General features: G+C 68.6%; 17 protein-coding genes. 7 read left to right on the forward strand and 10 right to left on the reverse strand.

Going from position 1 to position 18,583, the window contains the following annotated elements:
* The 3 genes from BM162_RS05210 to BM162_RS05220 all read right to left on the reverse strand — a co-directional run.
* A partial coding sequence (locus BM162_RS05210) for an aldehyde dehydrogenase family protein (protein ID WP_143096110.1) occupies positions 1 to 815 on the reverse strand: 815 nt, incomplete at its 3' end.
* Between the two features lie 92 nt (positions 816 to 907).
* Positions 908 to 3,463 (reverse strand): PAS domain-containing hybrid sensor histidine kinase/response regulator, encoded by a 2,556-nt coding sequence (locus tag BM162_RS05215; RefSeq protein WP_093418714.1) that lies wholly within the window; start codon positions 3,461 to 3,463, stop codon positions 908 to 910.
* Positions 3,460 to 3,966 carry a putative pterin-binding protein gene (locus tag BM162_RS05220; protein ID WP_093418717.1) on the reverse strand — a complete coding sequence of 169 codons (507 nt, stop codon included), beginning with the start codon at positions 3,964 to 3,966 and terminating at the stop codon, positions 3,460 to 3,462. The genes BM162_RS05215 and BM162_RS05220 overlap by 4 nt, the downstream gene beginning before the upstream one ends.
* A 220-nt stretch (positions 3,967 to 4,186) precedes the next feature.
* Here BM162_RS05220 and BM162_RS05225 point away from each other — a divergent pair, with 220 nt between their 5' ends.
* Positions 4,187 to 4,786, forward strand: coding sequence for a response regulator transcription factor (locus BM162_RS05225; RefSeq protein ID WP_093418720.1), 600 nt, complete (start codon positions 4,187 to 4,189; stop codon positions 4,784 to 4,786).
* A gap of 3 nt (positions 4,787 to 4,789) precedes the next feature.
* On the opposite strand, the gene ligD is transcribed toward BM162_RS05225, so the two are convergent.
* Both ligD and ku read right to left on the reverse strand, forming a co-directional pair.
* Positions 4,790 to 7,240 carry a DNA ligase D gene (gene ligD / locus BM162_RS05230; protein ID WP_093418722.1) on the reverse strand — a complete coding sequence of 817 codons (2,451 nt, stop codon included), beginning with the start codon at positions 7,238 to 7,240 and terminating at the stop codon, positions 4,790 to 4,792.
* Positions 7,240 to 8,148 carry a non-homologous end joining protein Ku gene (gene ku / locus BM162_RS05235; protein WP_093418724.1) on the reverse strand — a complete coding sequence of 303 codons (909 nt, stop codon included), beginning with the start codon at positions 8,146 to 8,148 and terminating at the stop codon, positions 7,240 to 7,242. The genes ligD and ku overlap by 1 nt, the downstream gene beginning before the upstream one ends.
* Before the next feature lie 219 nt (positions 8,149 to 8,367).
* On the opposite strand from ku, the gene pufL reads away from it, so the two are divergent.
* From pufL to pufC, 3 genes are read left to right on the forward strand one after another with little or no spacing between them, the layout of a single operon-like run.
* Positions 8,368 to 9,225 carry a photosynthetic reaction center subunit L gene (gene pufL, locus BM162_RS05240; RefSeq protein ID WP_093418726.1) on the forward strand — a complete coding sequence of 286 codons (858 nt, stop codon included), beginning with the start codon at positions 8,368 to 8,370 and terminating at the stop codon, positions 9,223 to 9,225.
* 1 nt (position 9,226) lies between these two features.
* On the forward strand, positions 9,227 to 10,207 hold the full coding sequence (gene pufM / locus BM162_RS05245) for a photosynthetic reaction center subunit M (protein WP_093418729.1): 981 nt from the start codon (positions 9,227 to 9,229) through the stop codon (positions 10,205 to 10,207).
* Positions 10,204 to 11,298, forward strand: a complete 1,095-nt coding sequence (gene pufC / locus BM162_RS05250) for a photosynthetic reaction center cytochrome PufC (protein ID WP_093418731.1) — start codon at positions 10,204 to 10,206, stop codon at positions 11,296 to 11,298. Before pufM ends, pufC begins: the two co-directional genes overlap by 4 nt.
* A gap of 222 nt (positions 11,299 to 11,520) precedes the next feature.
* Here the strand turns inward: pufC and puhC are convergent, their stop codons facing one another.
* From puhC to puhA, 3 genes are read right to left on the reverse strand one after another with little or no spacing between them, the layout of a single operon-like run.
* Positions 11,521 to 11,961 carry a photosynthetic complex assembly protein PuhC gene (gene puhC, locus BM162_RS05255; RefSeq protein WP_093418734.1) on the reverse strand — a complete coding sequence of 147 codons (441 nt, stop codon included), beginning with the start codon at positions 11,959 to 11,961 and terminating at the stop codon, positions 11,521 to 11,523.
* Positions 11,958 to 12,593 carry a photosynthetic complex putative assembly protein PuhB gene (gene puhB / locus BM162_RS05260; RefSeq protein ID WP_093418736.1) on the reverse strand — a complete coding sequence of 212 codons (636 nt, stop codon included), beginning with the start codon at positions 12,591 to 12,593 and terminating at the stop codon, positions 11,958 to 11,960. Before puhB ends, puhC begins: the two co-directional genes overlap by 4 nt.
* Positions 12,590 to 13,372, reverse strand: coding sequence for a photosynthetic reaction center subunit H (gene puhA / locus BM162_RS05265; protein WP_093418739.1), 783 nt, complete (start codon positions 13,370 to 13,372; stop codon positions 12,590 to 12,592). Before puhA ends, puhB begins: the two co-directional genes overlap by 4 nt.
* Positions 13,373 to 13,627: 255 nt before the next feature.
* Here puhA and hemP point away from each other — a divergent pair, with 255 nt between their 5' ends.
* Both hemP and BM162_RS22725 read left to right on the forward strand, forming a co-directional pair.
* Positions 13,628 to 13,795: a hemin uptake protein HemP gene (gene hemP / locus BM162_RS05270; RefSeq protein ID WP_093419442.1), complete on the forward strand. Its 168-nt coding sequence runs from the start codon at positions 13,628 to 13,630 to the stop codon at positions 13,793 to 13,795.
* A complete protein-coding gene (locus tag BM162_RS22725) occupies positions 13,792 to 14,271 on the forward strand; it encodes a hypothetical protein (RefSeq protein ID WP_093418741.1) in 480 nt (159 codons plus the stop codon). The genes hemP and BM162_RS22725 overlap by 4 nt, the downstream gene beginning before the upstream one ends.
* A gap of 10 nt (positions 14,272 to 14,281) precedes the next feature.
* Here BM162_RS22725 and BM162_RS05280 read toward each other — a convergent pair whose 3' ends face one another.
* The gene (locus tag BM162_RS05280; protein ID WP_093418743.1) at positions 14,282 to 15,328 is read right to left on the reverse strand and encodes a sensor histidine kinase; all 1,047 of its coding nucleotides are present in this window, start codon (positions 15,326 to 15,328) and stop codon (positions 14,282 to 14,284) included.
* Positions 15,321 to 16,769, reverse strand: coding sequence for a DUF7125 family protein (locus BM162_RS05285; protein WP_093418746.1), 1,449 nt, complete (start codon positions 16,767 to 16,769; stop codon positions 15,321 to 15,323). Before BM162_RS05285 ends, BM162_RS05280 begins: the two co-directional genes overlap by 8 nt.
* Before the next feature lie 232 nt (positions 16,770 to 17,001).
* Between BM162_RS05285 and BM162_RS05290 the strand changes: the two genes are divergently transcribed.
* Entirely contained in the window at positions 17,002 to 18,534 is a 1,533-nt protein-coding gene (locus BM162_RS05290) for a hypothetical protein (RefSeq protein ID WP_093418748.1), read from the forward strand.
* Positions 18,535 to 18,583 lie beyond the last annotated feature (49 nt).

The following is an 18,583-nucleotide window of genomic DNA, read 5'->3' on the forward strand; positions in this document are numbered from 1 at the left end:
AGGTCGGCGTCCTCGAACACGATCAGCGGCGCGTTGCCGCCCAGCTCCATCGCCGGGGTCAGCACCTGGTCGGCGGCGGATTTGAGCAGCGTCCGGCCCACGCCGGTCGATCCGGTGAAGCTGACGACGCGCACGCGCGGGTCGTGCAGCAGGTGGTCGACCAGCTTGCCGGTGTTGCGCGACGGCAGGACGTTGACCACGCCCTTCGGCACGCCCGCCTCTTCGAGGATCGGCATGAGCGCCAGCATGGTCAGCGGCGTCTCGGAGGCCGGCTTGATGATCACCGGGCAGCCGGCGGCCAGCGCCGGGGCGATCTTGCGCGTGCCCATGGCGGCGGGGTAGTTCCAAGGCGTCACCAGCACGGCGATGCCCGCCGGCTTGTGCTGCACCACGATGCGCGCCCCGGTCGACGGGCCGCGGGTGATCATGCCGTCGGCGCGCACCGCTTCCTCGGCGAACCAGCGGAAGAATTCGGCGGCATAGGTTGCCTCGGCCTTCGCATCGGACAGCGCCTTGCCGTTCTCCAGCGTGATGAGCCGCGCGAACTCATCCAGCCGCTTCGTCATCAGCTCCCACGCCTTGCGCAGCACCTCCGACCGCGCGCGCGGGGTGCGGCCCGCCCAGTCGGCGAAGGCGGCGTGGGCGGCGTCGAGCGCGGCGTCGGCGTCGGCGATCTCGGCCGAGGCGACCGAGGCCAGCACGCTCTCGTCCGCCGGGTTGAGCACGTCGAACCGCGCGCCCTCGGCCCCGGCGCGCCAGGCGCCGTCGATCCAGAGGTCCTTCGGCAGGCTTTCGGCGTCCGGGTTCTGCAGCATGGCGGGGTCCTTCGCTTGGCAGCGTGGCGCGTGCGGTGCGCCCGTTTCGGTGACAGCAAACTACCGCGGGCCGGCAGACGCAACCCGGCGCGTCAGGCGTCGTCGGTCGCGAGAACAGGCCGGCGGACCGGCTGATGCAGGGCATCGCGCGTCTCGTACCAGACCCGGGGCAGGTCCGCCACCAAAGCCCGCCGGGCGTCTCGGTCGTCCGAGCGCAGCGCCGCCTCGAGGTCGAGCGCTACACGCCGCAGCCGCGTGGCGCCAACGATCGCGGCCGAACCGGCCAGCCGGTGGGCCCGCTCCGCCAAATTTTCCCCAGCCTCGACGTCAAGCAGCGCGACCAGTTCGGCGGCCTCGTCGCGGAATGCCGAGAGGACGCGCGCCGCCCGTTCGCCGGGAAGGTCGGCTTCCAGCGCCTCCCGAACCGTCGGGTCGACCAGCGGCGCGTCGCGCCCCGCCGCGCCGGTTTTCGCGCGGCGCGGCGCCGCACCTCGCTCCAGCGTGGCTCTCAGCCGCTCGCGCGAGACCGGCTTGACCAGCGCGCCGGCCAGCCCGGCGGCTTCAAACCGGTCGAGGTCGTCGGGCAGGGCGTGCGCCGTCAGGGCCACGACTGGCGTGTCGCCGTTGGGCCCGCCGCCCAGACGGATGGCACGCGTCGCGGCGAGGCCGTCGAGACCGGGCATGCTGATGTCCATCAGGATCAGGTCGAAGCGCCGCGCCGCCGCCTGCGCCACGCCCTCGGCGCCGTCCTCTGCCTCGGCCACGGTGCAGCCCATCTGCTCGAGCATGGCGCGCGCGACCTCGCGGTTTACGGGGTTGTCCTCGACCAAGAGCACGTCGCGGGGCAGGGGCGGCGCACAGGGCGTCGCGCCCGTAGCTGGCCCGGCCAAGGGTCGGTTCCGATCCGAGGGCGGCAGCGGCAGCCGTACCCAGAACAGGCTGCCTTCGCCCGGCTCGCTTTCGCAGCCGATCTCGCCCCCCATCGCCTCGACCGCGCGGCGCACGATGCCCAGGCCCAGCCCGGTACCCCCGGTGGTGCGGTCATAGGTAGTGTCGAGCGTCACGAAGTCGTCGAAGATGCGCCCACGCTGGTCGGACGGGATGCCGATCCCGGTATCGGCGACGCGGAGTTCCACCACCTCCCGTCCCGGCTCCACGCGCTCGGCCTCGATCCGGATCTGGCCGTCCTGCGTGAACTTCACCGCATTGCCCACGAGGTTGAGCAGCACCTGCCGCAGGCGCCCGGCGTCGCCGCAGACGTCGCGCAGGCCGGGCTCGACCCGGCCGACCTGCAGATCGTTGCCCCGCTCCTCGGCGATGGTGCGCTGGCTCTCGGCCACCTCCTGAAGCAGCGCGGGCAGGTCCAGCGGCTCGGACGCGATCTCGATGTGACCGGCGTCCAGGCGTGACAGTTCGAGCACGTCGTTGACGTGGTGCATCAGCAGGTCGCCCGAGCTGCGCATGAGGGCGAGGTAGCGGCGCTGCAGGTCGTCGAGCTCCGTCGGCTCTAGGAGGTCGAGCATGCCGAGGATGCCGTTGAGCGGCGTGCGGATCTCGTGGCTCATCACCGCGAGCAGGCGCGCCTTGGCCCGCTCGCCCGCCACGGCCCGGTCACGTGCGTCGACCAGCGCCTGCTCCGCGGCCAGGCGGGCCGAGATGTCGCGCACGAAACAGACGAAGATCAGCTCGTCCTCGCGCTGGGCCGAGGCGATGGAAAGCTCGGCGGGGAAGGTCGCGCCGTCCGGGCCCAGGCCGCTGAGGGTTGTCCGCCTGGGCTGCGGGGCCCGGCACGGGGTCTCGACGAAAGCCGCCACCGGGCTTTCACCGGGGATGCGCAGGAAGTCGTGCAGTGGTCGGTCGAGCGCCGCGTCTCGCGTGCGGCCGAAGATCCGCTCGGCCGCACCGTTGAAGTCGATCACCCGTCCGTCGCGGGACAGGACGAGGATGGCGTCGCGCGAGGTGGCGATCACGGTTTCGAGCCGTGCGCTGGTGCGCGCCGTCTTTTCCGCCTGCCGGCGTGACGCCCGCACCATCCGCACAAGCGCTGCGACCAGGACCAGAAGCGCACCCGCCAGCAGCACCGAGAGCGTCGCCACCCGCGACATCGTGGCGGCCACCTGGCGCCGATCCTCCTCGGTTTCGGCCGCGAGCATCTGCGTGCCCGTCAGCGCGATCTGGCGCAGCTCGGGCAGAAGCAGCGCGGTCTGCGCCTCCAGCATAGGCGACGCATCCGCCAGCTCGGCGTCGGGCCCGTCCACCAGCCGCGCCGCCTGTGCCAGGAAGTCGCGCACCCGCGCCAGCCGCATCACGACGTCCGGCTCCCGGCGCAGCCCGGCGAAGAGCGGGCTGTCCTCGAGCGTGTCGATCCTGCTGTAGAAGATATCGAAGCGCCGGCGAACCTCGCGCAGGGGGAGAGGCCCGGGCCCGTCGACGCTGACGAGTGCGTGGCGCAGCTTGAGCAGCTCCACCTCGACCTGCGACAGGGTCCACTGGACACGGTCGGAGTCGGCGGTGCCCAGCATCTTGAACTTGCGGTGCACATCGACCGACAGCAGGACGATGGCAGTCAGGCAGACGATCAGCATGGCGGCGACGGCCGCCGGCACGAAAGGCCGCGGCAGGCGTCCGGACCGCCAGGCAGAGATCACTTGTCGACCTCGATGTGTCCGACCTGCCACACGCTGCGCGCGAAGATCGTCTCGGTCCGGTAGTTGTTGTCGCTGTCGTAGGGGTAAATCAGCCACAGGGGGCCCTTGTCGCGGATCGTCATCTCTTCGCCGTTGCGCGCATAGGCGAGGATCGGTCCGTCCTCGACGGCATCCTCGACCGGGACACTGGCGGCGTAATCGTTCAGCGCGATCACCCGCAACGTGCCGTCCTCCACGCCGAGCCGGTCGAGCAGGTCATGCAGAGGCACTCCGGTGAAGCTCTGCTTTCCGCGCGTCCAAGGCGTGGTCGTCTCGATCGTGCGCTCGCCCAGCTCCGCCAGCATCTCGCGGTCGAAGGCCGCTTCCGGCTGCAACGCCTCTGCAATGTCGCCTGTCACGCGCAGCAGGACCTCGCCGTTAGGCGCGGGAAGGGGCGTGGCCGCGTGAAGTGCGGCGGAGAAGCCATGAAAAACGACAAAGACGACGCAGCGCAGTACGAGCATGTGGTGATTCCCTTCGCGACCGCGTAACACACCCCGGAGTGACGTGGGAACCTTCGGCGCAAGGCTCCCTGCGGGACGTGTCTGGGTCGCCGCAGGTGACGCATGTCTGCTCTTGCGGGAGTTATACTTTATGCACTCTTCCGAAGAGTAGCGCTTCGCTGCTATGGGTTCGGTAACAACACGGCTATGCAGGCACGAGGGCCGAGGAGAAGAAGAAAACATGCGTGTGCTCGTTGCCGATGATCACGACCTGGTCCGCGAAACCATCGCCGCCTACCTCGAGAGCGAGGGCGGTGCGCGAGCCAGTCTCGCGCCCAGCCTGACCGAGGCGCTCGAGAGGGTCGCGGCCGAGGGGGCTTTCGACCTGGTTCTGCTGGATTACAACATGCCCGGCATGGACGGTCTGCGCGGACTGGCGCGCATGCTCGAGGCGAACGCCGGCAGGCCGGTCGCGATCCTGTCGGGCTCCGGCACCCAGACGCTCGCGGACGAGGCCGTGGCCTCGGGGGCGGCCGGTTTCGTGCCCAAAACGCTGTCGTCGCGCGCCATGATCGCCGCGGCGCGGCTGATGATCGAGGGCCAGGTCTTTCTGCCCGAGACGCTGGAGCAGGAGGAAGAGGCGCAGCGCTACGGCCTCAGCCGGCGCGAGACCGAGATGCTGCGCGGCATCTGCGCGGGCAAGTCCAACAAGGAAATCGCGCGCGACCACGACATCCAGGAAGTCACGGTCAAGCTGCACGTGCGCACGCTCAGCCGCAAGCTCGGGGCACGCAACCGTACCCACGCCGCAATGATCGCGCGGGACCGCGGCCTGATCTGAAACTCAGTCCTCGGCCCAGTCTCCCAGCGCGCCGACGACCTCTTTCCCGATGCCGCGCGCCGATTTTCCGCACTCCAGCAGGGGGCAGGGCTGCGTCAGGCGCTTTTTCATGTCCTTCGGCGTGAACAGGTTCGCCGCCTTCAGCTTCGCCAGTTCGTCCCACGTCACCGGCACCGCCACCGGCGCGCCCGTCCGTGCCCGCAGGGAGTAGGGCGCAACTGCCGTCGCGCCGCGCTGGTTGCGCAGCCAGTCGATGAAGATCCGGCCCTTGCGCTTGGCCTTCGACATGGTGGCGACATAGCGCTCGGGGTTCTTCTGCGCCATGACCGTGGCGAAGGTCTGCGAGAAGCCCTTGACGGTGTCCCAGCCCGCGATCCGGCGCAGCGGCACGATGACGTGTACGCCCTTGCCGCCCGTGACCATCGGCGTGGCAGGAAGACCCAGCCCCTCGAGCGCCGCGCGCGTCTCCTGCGCCGCCGCCTTCACGTCCTCGAAACCCAGCCCCTCGTCGGGGTCGAGGTCGAAGACCATGCGGTCGGGGCGGTCCAGCTTGTCGTTGGCCGAGCCCCAGATATGGAATTCGATCGCTCCCATTTGCGCCGCACCCAGTACCGCCTCGGGCGAGGCGAAGTAGATGTAATCCTCCTTGTCGCCCGAGCTTTCCTCGACAGCCACGCGGCCCACTGAATCGGGGAAGCCCTTGCCGGCGTGCTTCTGGAAAAAGCACTGCTTCTGCGTCCCGTCCGGGCAGCGGACGAGCGAGACGGGGCGGTGCCCCGCATGCTCCAGGAACCGCTCGGCCACGGCGTCGTAGTGGCGCGCCACGTCGCCCTTCGTGAGGTCGGCGTTCGGATACACTACCCGGTCCGGGCTGCTGATCCTCACGCCGCGCAGCTTCAGGTCCTTGCCCTCGGCCTCTTCGGCTTTCGCGCTGACGGTCATGGCCGGTTTGTCCTCCCTCAGGCCCAGGAACACGCCGTGACGGATCATGCCGTCGGCTGTGAACTCGGCGTACTGCACCTCGGCCACGAGGCGCGGCTTGACCCATTGGGCCTTGCGCTTCGCCTCGGCCGGAAGATCGTCGAAGGGCGGCGCCTTGCGGGCGTTCTTCTTGAACGTCTTCGAGAGCGTGTCGAAGTCGTCCTCGTCGAAGCCGGTCCCCACGCGCCCACGGTAGACAAGCTGCCCGCCTTCGTAGCTGCCGAGGATCAGGGACGAGAACGGTCGCCCTACCTTGTCCGACTCGGTCCAGCCGCCGATGACGAACTCGGCGCGGCGCACGCACTTCGTCTTGATCCAGCTGGTCCCGCGCCCCGCCCGGTACTTCGCGTCGGCGCGCTTCGACACGATCCCCTCTCCGCCCGCGCGGCACATGGCGTCGAGGACATCGGCCCCCGACCCCTCGATGAACGGGCTCAGCCGGATCGCGCCGCGCGGCGGCACCTTGTCCAGCACGCCTTCCAGCGCCTCGCGCCGCTCGGTCAGCGGGCGGTCGGCCAGGTCGTTCCCGTCGAGGTGCAGGCAATCGAAGGCATAGAAGGTCAGATCGCCGCCCTCTTTCAGCGCGGCCTGGAGGGCCGAGAAGTCGCCGCCGCCGTCGCCCGCGATCACCTCGCCGTCGATGAGGGCGGCGTCGCAGGGCAGGGCGTCGGCGGCCTGGCACAGCGCGCCGAAGCGGTCGGACCAGTCCTTGCCGTTGCGGGTGTAGAGCCGCACGCCGCCCTTGCCGACGGCCATCAGGCAGCGATAGCCGTCGAACTTGGCCTCGTGCCGCCAAGCCTCGCCCTCGGGCGGCTCGTCGCGCAAGGTGGCAAGCTGCACCTTGCGGAAGCGGGGCAGGGGCTCGGCGTGCTCCACGGGCTCGGGCACGGCCTCGACGCCCTTGGCGATCTCGTCCATCTTCCGCCCGGTCGAGACCGAGCGCTTGAACTTGTTCAGCAGCAACTCGCCCCGATCATCGGCAACATCGTCGCTCTCCTTGATCAGCAGCCAGTTCTCGCGCTTGGCGTCGCCCTTGCGGCTTCCGCGCATCCGCACCAGCGCCCAGCCGCCCTCCATCCTGGCGCCGTGCAGACGGAAATGCAGCTTGCCCTTCTTCAGCCCGTCGTCGATGTCGTGCAGCGGCTCCCACCAGCCCTGGTCCCACAGCATGACGGTGCCCGCGCCGTAGTTTCCCTCGGGGATGACGCCCTCGAAGTCGCCATAGTCGAGCGGGTGATCCTCGGTCCGTACCGCCAGCCGCTTGTCGGCCGGGTCCACGCTGGGCCCCTTGGTGACCGCCCAACTCAGCAGCACGCCCTCGTGTTCGAGCCGGAAGTCATAGTGCAGGCGGCGCGCGGCGTGCTTCTGGACGCAGAACGACAGCCGGTCGCCGCCGGCCTCGACCACCTTCGCCTCGGGCTCGGGCGTGACGTCGAAATTGCGCTTGGCGCGGTATGTCTCAAGTTCCGCCATCAGGCCTTCTTGCGCGCCGGCGCCTTGCGCGTGCCCGAGGAGGAGGACTTCGAGCCCGAGGACGACTTGGCCGGCGACTTGCGTCCGCCCGTCTTCTTGCCGCTCGAGCCCTTGCTCTCGTTCAGGCTCTTCTTCAGCGCGTCCATCAGGTCGACGACGTTGCTGGTGTCGGCCTTGCCCTCGCTCTTGCCTCCGCCCGAGGAGACGCGGGCGGTGCCCTTGCTCTTCATCTTGGCGTCGATCAGCTCGCGCAGTTGCTCGGCATAGCGGTCCTTGTAGGCCGAGGCATCGAACGCCGCCGTCTTGCGGTCGATCAGCTGCTTGGCGACGTCCAGAAGCTCGTCGTCCGCCTTCTCGTCCTGGATCTGCGAGAACAGCGGGTCGGCGGAACGGATGTCTTCTTCGTAATGCAGCGTTTCCAGCAGGATGCCGTCACCGCACGGACGCAGCGCGCAGAGGTATTCCTTGCCGCGCATCGTGAGCTGACCCAGCCCGATCCGCTCGGACTGGCGCAGCGCGTCGCGGACCACGCGGTAGGCGTCCTGCGCAAGGTCATCGCTGGGGACCACGTAATAGGGGCGGTCGAACCAGATGGGCGCGATCTCGCAGGCACCGACGAACTGAACCAGCTCGAGCGTCTTCTTTGTCTCGAGCTTGATCTCGTCGACCTCCTCGGGGTCGAGCAGCATGTACTCGTCCCCGCCCAGGTCATAGCCTTTCACGATCTCGTCGCTGTCCACGGGCCCGATGCCGTTGACGACCTTCTGGTACTGAACCCGCTTGCCCGAGGGTTCGTGGATCTGGCGGAAGCTGATCTTCGAGCCGGATTCCTTGGCCGAATGGATTTCCACCGGGATCGAGACGAGCGACAGACGAAGCTGCCCTTTCCACACCGCGCGCGAGGCCATCAGGCGGCCCCCCGGAGCGGCGCGCGGCCCGGCATGCTGCGGTCACGGATCATCGCGGTCTCCCTTCGCTTTGACCAAGAAACGCCGGAGACATGGCGGTGGTTGCATCTTCCTCCGGCGGCTCCCGGCGACAGGCGCCGCCGAATTTCTTGAAGTTGACACTTTACCCGGACGTAATGTCATCTATGATTTACATTAATCATGACTTCGCGAGTTGACATGGCCATACTTTCCTACGAAGCAAAGTACCGCGTGAGGGGCGGCGGCCTGATCCCCGGCACCCCCTTCGACTTCTGGATCGGGCCCTTCTACGTGGGCTTCTTCGGCTTCACGACGCTGGTCTTCTCGATCATCGGGATCGGCTGCATCGTCTGGGGCGCGGCCATCGGGCCGACCTGGAATATCTGGCAGATCACCGTCTCGCCGCCGCCGCTGCACTATGGGCTGTCGTGGCCCCCGCTCTACGAGGGCGGGCTTTGGATGATCATCACCATCTGCGCCCACGGTGCCTTCAGCTCGTGGGCGCTCAGGCAGGTCGAGATCGCCCGCAAGCTGGGCATGGGCTACCATGTGCCCGTCGCCTTCAGCGCCGCCATCGTCGCCTATACCACGCTGACCGTGATCCGCCCGCTGCTGCTGGGCGCGTGGGGGCACGGGTTTCCGTACGGGATCTTCGCCCACCTCGACTGGGTGTCGAACGTCGGCTACCAGACGCTGCACTTCCACTACAATCCGGCGCACATGATCGCGGTGACGTTCTTCTTCACCACGACGCTGCTGCTGGCGATGCACGGCGGGGTGATCCTGTCGGCCGTGAATCCGCCCGTGGGCGAAGAGGTGAAGTACGGCGAGCACGAGAACCAGTACTTCCGCGACACCATCATCTATTCCCTCGGGCCGCTTGGCATCCACCGGCTGGGCTGGATCTGCGCCATCAACGCCGGGCTCTGGAGCGCGCTGTGCATCCTGATCTCCGGCCCGTTCTGGACCGAGGGCTGGCCCTATTGGTACGACTGGTACCTCCAGCTTCCCTTCTGGGACCAACTCGACCTCCCCGGCCTTTCACGGGAGATGTGAGATGTCCCGCTTTCACAGCCTCTACACCCAGATCCAGATCCGCGGCCCCGCCGACCGGCCGATCCCGGTTCCGGGCCGGGACAGGAACGGTATCTTCGGGCCCTTCTTCAGCATCTGGCTGGGCCGCATCGGCGATCCCCAGATCGGGCGCAGCTACCTCGGCTGGTGGGGCTGGATCGCCATCGTCACCGGCTCGATCTCGATCATGATCATGGGCTTCAACTTCTGGGCCCAAGCCGACTGGAACACCGTCGCCTTCATCCGCGGCATGGCTTGGCACCGGCTCGACCCGCCCACGGGTGACGGTCTGTACCTGCGCCCCCTGAACCAGGGCGGCTGGTGGCAATGGGCGGGGCTTTTGCTGACCATCTCGATCCTGGCATGGTGGATGCGGATCTATACGCGGGCCAAGGCGCTGGGCATGGGCACGCATGTCTCGTGGGCCTTCGCCAGCGCCATCTGGCTTTACCTCTGCATCGGCGTGCTGCGCCCGCTGATCGTGGGCTCGTGGGAAGAGGCGCCGCCCTTCGGGATCATCCCGCACCTCAACTGGACGGCCACGTTCTCGGTGCTTTACGGCAACTTCTATTACAACCCGTTCCACTGTTTCTCGATCGTGTTCCTCTATGGTTCGGTCCTTCTGTGGGCGATGCATGGCGGCACGATCTTGGGCGTCGCCCGCTTCGGCGGCGAGCGCGAGGCCGAGGAAATCGTCGATCGCGGCACGTCGCAGGAGCGGGGCGCGCTGTTCTGGCGCTGGACCATGGGCTTCAACGCCAACTTCGAGTCGATCCACCGCTGGATCTACTGGTTCGCCATCCTCACCGGCGTGACCGGGGGCATCGGCATCCTGCTGACCGGCACCGTCGTCGACAACTGGTACCTGTGGGGCGTGAAGTGGGGCCTCGCCCCGAGTTACCCCGACGTCTACCCCGACATGGTCATACCAGACGCAATCAACCGCACGAGCCTCGATCCATGAAGCGAGATCCCCAAGGACGCCGCCTGTTCCTCTTCCTTGTGGTGGTCACCGGCTTCGGCGGCCTGTTCGCCGTGCTGGCCCTGCCCAAGTGGGACCGCCCGCCCATCCAGTCGACCGAGTGGGGCCCGCCGGCCATCGCCATGGACACCTTCGTGGCGCTCAACCGCGAGCCCGACCCGCTGAACACGCGTGACTTCCCGGTGCCCGAGCCGGTGGAGGATGCGGGCGTGCCTGCCTCGGCCGTCTATGATGATGTCGAGGTGCTGGGCGATCTGGACCGGGCGCAGTTCGACCGGTTGCAGGTGGCGATCACCGCCTGGGTCGCGCCCGACGAAGGGTGCAGCTACTGCCATGCGGAGGGACAGGACGGCGCGCTCGACCACGCCGCCGAGCAGCCCTACACCTTCGAGGTCGCGCGCCAGATGCTGCGCATGGTGCGCGAGATCAACGCCGAGGATGCGGGCGGGCACCTCGCGCCGCAGGGCGTGACCTGCTTCACCTGCCACAGGGGCGAAAACATCCCCGCCTATACCTGGCTCAAGGCCGGCGACTGGCCCCCGCCCGAGGATCGCTGGTTCCAGAAGCCGCCGCCATGGATCCGCACCGCCACGACGATCCGCGAGTTCTTCCCGCGCGAGGCGTTCGAGCTTTTCATCCTCGAGGACAACCGCGCCGCGGGCATCCAGACCCGCGCCATCGGGCCGGGCGACGGCGTCACCGTCCTGCCGCGCAACGAGCCCGAGCCAGACGGCATGCCGCTCTTCACCCGGGCCGAGAACATCTATCTCTTCATGATGCAGATGTCGGACGCGATGGGCGTGAACTGCACCTTCTGCCACAACAGCCGCGTGTTCTATGACTGGAACCAGAGCACGCCGCACCGAGTGACCGCCTGGTACGCGATCGACCAGACGCAGAAGATCAACCACGACCACATCGAGCCGCTCAAGGACCGGCTGCCGCCCTTCCGCCTGGGGCCGGTGGGCGACCCGTACAAGGTAAACTGCATGACCTGCCACGTCTCCAAGCGCAAACCGCTGGACGGCATCCCGATGGTCGAGTTCTTCCCCGGCCTCGTCGCTCCCGGCTGAGGAGCGCGGGGGGCCGCGCGGCGCGGGGGCTGACAAGGGCGGCAGCGCAAGTTGCGGCTTCTCATCCGTCTCTGAACGCTGCGGGCGGATGGTACATGCGGACGCTCGGCTGCCGTCGAAAGGATGCTTGCGGCTGGAGCTGCCGGTGCCGCAGGCCAAGGCGCGCGCAGTCCCTCCCGGAATGTTGCACCCGAGAAGGTTACATCTGCAACAGTGTCGAGATCAGAGGGGCGAACGGCCCCGAGGCGAGAGGTACTGCGCGAGCGCCGCGCGGTTGTCGACGCCGAAGCCCGAGAGATCCAGGCGCTTGCCGGTGCCCGGGTCGAAGAGCAGCAGGTCTCCGCCGGGCATCCGCCGCAGTTCGAGCGAGAAGCTGTCCTGCGGGTCCTCTGGCCCCACGCGCCCGGCCACGCCGCGCACGGCGGTAATCGCGAAGAGGTCGCCCTGCACCACCAGGCTATCCACCAGCGCGCCTGTCCGGTTCAGGATGTCCATGCCGCCGTCCGCCTTCTCCGCAAAGACGAGCGTACGGCTGGCCGCCGGCGCCTCTCCGGCGGCGGGGGCGGGGCGGTCCGAGAAGACGGCGATGCCGACAGCCAGCGCCATCAGTCCGAACGTGGCGCCGAGCGTGCCGGGGGTGACGATGGTGGGCTCGTCGCTCATGCCGGAAGCGCCCCCGCCGCGTCGACATCCTCGGCGGTGGAATGGCGCATGCCGGGGCGCGCCCGCATCAGCGCGTCGGTCAGGGCGAGCGCGGCGGCGCGCGCCTCTGGTACGACGCGCATCAGCGGCGTGGGGCGCAGGATGCGCACGAGTCGGGCGTGCGGCGCAAGCGCGGCATAGCCCACGGGCGCGTGGGGCGAGATGTCGAGTTGGATGTCGCCCACGCCGCCGGAATGCAGCCGCAGCTTCGCCTCTCGGACCTGCGCCAGCGGGATGTTGACCGTCCGCGTGAAGACATAGCCGACGTGGAAGATCACCCGCCGGTCCGTCACGACGTAGAGCGTGTGGTTCGCCACGATGCGCGCGATCAGTCGCAGAAACAGGATCACCGGCAGGCTGACCGGGATGAACAACAGCGCCGCGGGAAGCGCGGCGGGAAGCGAATAGCCACCGTCGAGCGCCGCCACCACGGGCCAGACTGCAAGAAGCGCGCAGAGACCAAGAAAGACGCGGAAGCGCAGAAGGTGGCGCAGCACGTCGCGCCGCGCCGGGCGCGCTGCCCACAGGATATGCTCGCCCGGGGGCAGGGGGCCGGGCAGCGCCTCGGCGGCGTCGTCGGGCGTGACGTTCATCGTCTGGCCTCCCCTCTCGGATTTTCGCCGTAGAAGCGGCCCCCGGCATAGAAGGCGTTGATCTTGTCTTCTTCCAGCAACGTGATCTGGTCCTCGCGCTTGCGGCGCGGCGCGTCGCGCAGGCGCCGACCCGGAATGGTGCGCGCCCGCACGCGGCGCCGCTGCGACTGGATGTCGGTGAAGAAGACCGGCAGCAGCACCGTCCCGGAGCTTTCGGGCAGGCGCACCTCGAAGTAGCGCAGGAAGAACTCGGCGCGGTTGAACCAGATGTCGACGACGTCACCGCCCGGCTTTCCGTCCGAGCCGATGACGGGCCAGCCGCGCGGGTCCGGGTCGCCGGGCGCGACGTGATACTCCTGGGCGTTGTTGAGCGAAATCAGCTTGGGCTTGCCCTCGACGTTGAGGTCGGGATGATCCTCGCGCTCCTGCCAGGCGGCGGGGCCGACGCCCTCGGTCAGGCCGTCCTTGACGGGGTGAACGGGGCGCCCGATGCGGCCGTAGCCGGGCCAGTCAGCCAGGGGGCGGCGGGGCTCGCGACGTGGCGTGCTGACCGGTGCGCGGCCGTGCGGGCGCTTGAACGTCTTGTCGCGTGGCATCGGCAGGATGGCCGTGCCGCCCGTCTGCAGCTTCGTGTCCGGGTCCACGTCCTTGGGATACCCCTCGCGACGGTCCTCGCGGCGGAGGTGGAAGAACACCAGCCAGGTGAAGAAGATGACGAAGAAGATGACCGCGACCATCGCGCCGTCGAGTCCGAAGGCCCAGTCGAAATCCTGTGACATCGCTCGCTCCGTTCTGTTCCGTCGGAATGTAGGCGTGTGGCTGAATGTGTCAAATAAACCTTACACGCTTCGTGCGGAAAAATTTACACAGAAGCCAGACGCTGTGCGCGTTGACAAAACCTACGGAATCGATCAGGTATTTGTGAGAAGCCAAGCCATCCTGCGGGAAAGCCCGGCGTCCTTTGTGAGCGGGAGTATGTCATGATTGCACGTAACCGGGCGGAGCAGGTGGTCGAGGTGCAGCCGCGCAGGCAGATGCGGGTTTGCGGGACCCAGGCCTCGGGCCTTCACGATAGCGAGCCAACACCGCATTACGACGCGCGCGACCTCGTGCGCAGCGGCAATACGGCGCTCGTCGAGCTTGACGGGCAGCTCTACACCCTGCGCATCACGCGCTCGGGCAAGCTGATCCTGACAAAATGACCGCGCAGACGCAGACCGCGGCGCGCGGGGCGATGCCTGTCGGGGCGCTCGAGACGCTTCCGCCGGACCAGGCGCGGCTGGTGCGTTACCTGCGCCTGTGGTGCGACGGTCCGGACGGGCAGGCGGCCCTGTGGAACGAGCTGGCGACGCGGATGGGCCCGACCGAGGGGCGTGCCTGCCTGTCGGCCTTCGAAGCGGCGGTGGGCATGTTGCTGCGCCATTCGCGGCGGCCGCTGATGCGCCATCACCTCGAGTGCTCCTGCGTCGGCGCGGACGAGGCGGTCTTCGCCGAGTTCTTTACCGCCGCCGCGACGGGCGAGCGCGAGGATGCCATGATGCTGGCCGTCCTGCTGGTGCACCCGGCGATGCTGATGCCGCTGGTGGACGCGGCGCAACAGGCCGGCCTGCGCCTGCGCCGGGGCGCGCCGCAGGCCCCGTTGCACGACCGTCAGCCGCTGACCATGACCCGCCACTGAGACCGGCGCGCTAGCGCGGAAGCGTCAGCCGGCAGTGCCAGCGCAGGCCCTCGGGGCGGAACTCGACCTCCGCCTCGCAGCCGTGGCCCAGGTTGAGCCCGCCGATTAGATCGGTGCCCAGTCCCCGCCTCTGCGGCGGGGTGACCTCCGGGCCGCCGCGCTCCTGCCAGGTTAGCGCGACGGTCCCGTCCTCTTCACGTGACCACTCGACGTCGACACGGCCGTCGGGCACCGACAACGCGCCGTACTTCGCCGCGTTGGTGGCGAGCTCGTGCACGATCATCGACAGGTCGAAGCCGATCTGGTCGGGCAGATGCACCTCCGGTCCCTCAAGGTGAAGCTGTCCGGCGTCGGCGCAGTAGGGCGAGGTGTGAGAGGTCACGAGCTGGGCCAGCGACGGCTCGTCGCCGGCGTCGGGGTTCAGCGCTGCATGCGCGTTGGCAAGCGAGGCCAGCCGCGCCGAGAAGCTTTGCACGAGGTCGTCCAGGTCGGCGGACCGGCGGGCCGAGAGGCGGAACAGCGCCTGAAGCACCGCCAGCGCATTGCCGGTGCGGTGGCGCAGCTCGCGCGTCAGGAAGCGCTGGTGTTCCTTCTCGCCTTCCAGCCGTTCCATCAGCTCGCCGACCTGGAACTGGCGGCGGCGCAGGGCGATCTGCGTGCGCGCCACCTGCCGCAGGGCGCGTGCCCTCACCGGGCGGTCGAGCGAGGCGAGCGAAGCGCCGAGTTCGGTGTCTTGGAGCATCTCCGCGCCGGGGGGGAGGGCGCGACCGGGCGTCAGCAGGAACAGGACCGGCAGGCCGGCCCAGTCCGGTTCGCGCTCGGCCGTCTGTCTCAGCAGGCGGCCCAGGCGTTCGCTCGCGGCCTCGTGCGTGACGACGAGCATGGCGACCGACATCGGGTCCTGCGTCAGCCAGCGCTCGACTTCGTCCACGTCCTTGGCGATGCGAACCGGCGCGCCGCATCTATCAAGCGCGTGCGCCAGAGCATCGGCATCGCCGGCCAGCGGCGCCAAAACGAGGACCGGCGGAGAGCCGTCCTGCGCGTCGGCCTCAGTCACGCGAAAGCTGGCCCGCCTCGCGGGTCTCCTGCACTTCTTGCGGCGACATTTCCTTCACATGCACGCGGCCTGGCTCGATCATCAGTTCCGCGATACCCCGCGCGTGCTGGCTGTGTCGCTTCTTGAGCACGGCCACGGACCGGCGAATGCGCGCCTCTTCTGAGTACTGGCGAAGAAGGATCACGGAGTCCGAGATATAGCTGGTGTCGATCGCCGACACCGGCGGCTCGTCCAGAAGACCCTTCTGCGCGAGCGTCGCGATCACGGCGCATTCTTGCCGCGCAAGATACTGAAGCAACGAGTGCAGGTGCGTGACGACGTTGTCGCGATCGGGCAGGGCGTTCAGATAGCCGCTCAGGCTATCGACCAGGATCAGCCGCGCGCCGTCCTTGACGGCACCGATCACCGTGCGGCTGAATTCGCCGGGCGAGATCTCGGCCGGGTCGAAGTGCTGGAGGCAGACCTGCCCCTCGTCCTCGTGGGCCGAGAGATCGAGGCCGAGGCCCTGCGACCGCTCGCGGAAGATCTCGGGGCGTTCCTCGAACAGGAACAGCGCCGACTTCACGCCCTGCTTCGCGGCTTCGACGGCAAAGACGCTCGACAAGGTGGACTTCCCCGTGCCGGCCTGCCCGGCGATGAGCGTGGTGGTCCCGAACTCGAGCCCGCCGCCGAGCATCGGGCCGAACGTTTCGTCCTCGATACGGAGCTGTTTCAGGCGAACCGGTCCCGGGGAGCGGCTTTCCGTCGGCACGACACGCGGATATATCGATAGCCCCCCCGTCCGAATGCGGAAGTCGTGGAAGCCTTCGCGGAACCGCGCCCCCCGCATCTTGAGGACGCTCAGCCGCCGGTGGATCACGCCGATTGGCGGGAAATCAGCCGACAGGCGGATGACGCCGTGCATTATGCCGCGCTCGTGCCCCTCGCCTCCGTGGTCCTCCTTGTGGTCGAGCAGCAGTGCCGTGACGCCTGCCTGTCGAAGGAGCTTGCGCAATTCCAGCAGGTTGCGGCGGTAGGCAACCTGGCTGGACGAGAGCAGCCGTAGTTCGAGCAGCGAGTCGAACACGAAGACGTCCGGCTTCACGTTCTCGAGCACATCGCGGACCTCGTGCAGCAGATTCTCGAGCATCGCCTCGTCCGTCTCGACCGACGTGGCGCGCTCGAGTGCGTCCTCCTCTTCAGACGCGGGCGAGACGAGCTCCACCTTGGACAGGTCGAAACCGTGCGAGTCGGCGATCATCTGGACCTCTTCCCGCGACTGGGCGAAGCTGAAGAACAGCGCCGTCTCGCCGCGCGCGGCGGCGGCGGTCAGGAAGTGCATGCCCAGCGTGGTCTTGCCCGTTCCCGGCGCGCCCTCGATCAGGATGATGCGTCCGGGCGGAAGTCCACCTTCGAGGATGGCGTCAAGGCCGTCGATGCCGGTCGAGACGGTGTTGGTCATTTTTCTCGCCCCGAGATGGTACGCTCCACGGCATTACTCCTGTCAGTGGGAAATCGGCACTACTATACAAAACCTATCTTGCGCTCCTCCGGAAGGTCAACCAAGCGGCCCCCTTTCGCGCCTGAAGCATCTTCGGAACCTTCGCGCGGGCCGGCTGTTTCTTCATCGATCAAAGCGGGGCGCGCGCGCTGCCCGCCAGTTCGGCGCGCGGAAGACGACAAGGGGGAAGATAATGGCTGACGACAGCAGCAAGGGGTCCTCGAACTGGGGAATGATCGCCCTGGCCGGGGTGGCGGTGCTGGGATGGCTGTTTACCGCGTATTTCTGGAACTATTCCGACAACCTGGAAGAACGGCTGACGGCCGAGGTCGAGGATGCCGAGGCGCGGCTGGTGGTGCTTGAGCAGGACCTGTCCGAGCAGATCGAAGCCGCCGGCACGGTCGAGGAACTCGAGACGCGCAGCGCCGAGCTGACGCCCGAGGTCGAGAGCCTGACTGCCGAGCGTGACGCGCTGACCGGCGAGATCGAAACCCTGACGCCGCAGGTCGCGGGGCTCGAGCAAGAGCTGGCGGGACTCGAGGACGAGATCGCTGCGCGGCGCGAGATGATCGCGGGGCTCGAGGAAGAGGTTCAGCCCCTGCGCGAAGAGATTGCCGGCTTCGAAAGTCGCCGCGCGGAGTTGGCCGACGAAATCGCCACGCAGACCGAGGAGCTGTCCGCCATCGGCGCCCGGCTAGAGGAGTCGCGTGCGCAGGAGGCCGAGCTGCGCCAGACGCTGGCCCGGCTGAGCGAGGACAATGCCCGCCTGTCGCAGGAAGCCGCCGAGGCCGAGCAGCGCCTGCAGGCCGCCATCTCGGAAGAGACGGCGATCCGCGACGAGCTGGCCGCGGCGCAGGACGAGGTCGCGACCCTCGAACAGCGTTATGCGACGTTGCAGCAGGGCATCACCACCCTCACCGACCGCCGCACGCTGCTGGAGGAGGATGTGACCTCGGCCGAGGATCACCTGAGCGACCTTCAGGAGCTTCTGACGGCCCTGACGGGCGAGGTCGCCTCGCGTTCGGCGCAGCTGCTCGAGGTCGAACAGCGCATCGCCGCCCTGCGCGCCGGCACGCCGCCGGCCGCCGGTCCGGCTGGGCCCGAACCGATGGCCGAGGAAGCCCCGCAGGCGGCGCCGATGGTTGAGGGTGAGGCCGAACGACCGGCCGCACCGATGCCGGCCGACGACGCCGCGCAGCCGGCCGCGCCGATGCCGGAAGGGGACGAGGATGCCGCCGCGCCGCTGACCGCACCGGAGGGCGACCAGGCCGCCGCCGCACCGGCGGTCGACGGCCCGACCGGCGCCGCGCCCAACGTGTTCGGCATGGCCACCGTCTTCCCCGGCAACAACGCCGACGCGCTTGCGCCCGACGCGATGCCGCTGGCCGAGGAAGCCTCGGCCGCCGAGGGTGACGCGCCGGCGGCGGGCAGCGAACTGGCGGGCGAATACAGCTGGGGCCAGCTCATGGCCGCGTTCCACGACGACGAGACGTTCCGCATGTGGGGCATCCGTGACATCCCCGACATCAGCGGCACCTACGCCTTCGACGGCGAGCTGCTTTCGCTGACCGAGGTGACGGGCGACGGTCCGACGGACCGCTTCCCGATGGAGTGCGTGGTCGCCATCAACGAGGCCGGTGACGGTTTCGCGCTCTCGCCCAGCGGCGACAGCTGCCTGATCCTGGACGGCGCGACCTTCACCGCCGTGGCGCCCACTGCACAGTAAGGCGCGCGCAGCCGGAAAAGAAAAAAAGCCGCCGGAGGATGCTCCGGCG

The sequence above is a fragment of the Tranquillimonas alkanivorans genome (assembly GCF_900115595.1).
Taxonomy (GTDB): Bacteria; Pseudomonadota; Alphaproteobacteria; order Rhodobacterales; family Rhodobacteraceae; genus Tranquillimonas; species Tranquillimonas alkanivorans.

Bases quoted from the DNA above. Each gene is read 5' to 3' on its own strand.
- BM162_RS05220 (WP_093418717.1), bottom strand. From the start codon at position 3,966: ATGCTCGTACTGCGCTGCGTCGTCTTTGTCGTTTTTCATGGCTTCTCC.
- BM162_RS05225 (WP_093418720.1), top strand. From the start codon at position 4,187: ATGCGTGTGCTCGTTGCCGATGATCACGACCTGGTCCGCGAAACCATC.
- ligD (WP_093418722.1), bottom strand. From the start codon at position 7,240: ATGGCGGAACTTGAGACATACCGCGCCAAGCGCAATTTCGACGTCACG.
- ku (WP_093418724.1), bottom strand. From the start codon at position 8,148: ATGGCCTCGCGCGCGGTGTGGAAAGGGCAGCTTCGTCTGTCGCTCGTC.
- pufL (WP_093418726.1), top strand. From the start codon at position 8,368: ATGGCCATACTTTCCTACGAAGCAAAGTACCGCGTGAGGGGCGGCGGC.
- pufM (WP_093418729.1), top strand. From the start codon at position 9,227: ATGTCCCGCTTTCACAGCCTCTACACCCAGATCCAGATCCGCGGCCCC.
- pufC (WP_093418731.1), top strand. From the start codon at position 10,204: ATGAAGCGAGATCCCCAAGGACGCCGCCTGTTCCTCTTCCTTGTGGTG.
- puhC (WP_093418734.1), bottom strand. From the start codon at position 11,961: ATGAGCGACGAGCCCACCATCGTCACCCCCGGCACGCTCGGCGCCACG.
- puhB (WP_093418736.1), bottom strand. From the start codon at position 12,593: ATGAACGTCACGCCCGACGACGCCGCCGAGGCGCTGCCCGGCCCCCTG.
- puhA (WP_093418739.1), bottom strand. From the start codon at position 13,372: ATGTCACAGGATTTCGACTGGGCCTTCGGACTCGACGGCGCGATGGTC.
- hemP (WP_093419442.1), top strand. From the start codon at position 13,628: ATGCGGGTTTGCGGGACCCAGGCCTCGGGCCTTCACGATAGCGAGCCA.
- BM162_RS22725 (WP_093418741.1), top strand. From the start codon at position 13,792: ATGACCGCGCAGACGCAGACCGCGGCGCGCGGGGCGATGCCTGTCGGG.
- BM162_RS05285 (WP_093418746.1), bottom strand. From the start codon at position 16,769: ATGACCAACACCGTCTCGACCGGCATCGACGGCCTTGACGCCATCCTC.
- BM162_RS05290 (WP_093418748.1), top strand. From the start codon at position 17,002: ATGGCTGACGACAGCAGCAAGGGGTCCTCGAACTGGGGAATGATCGCC.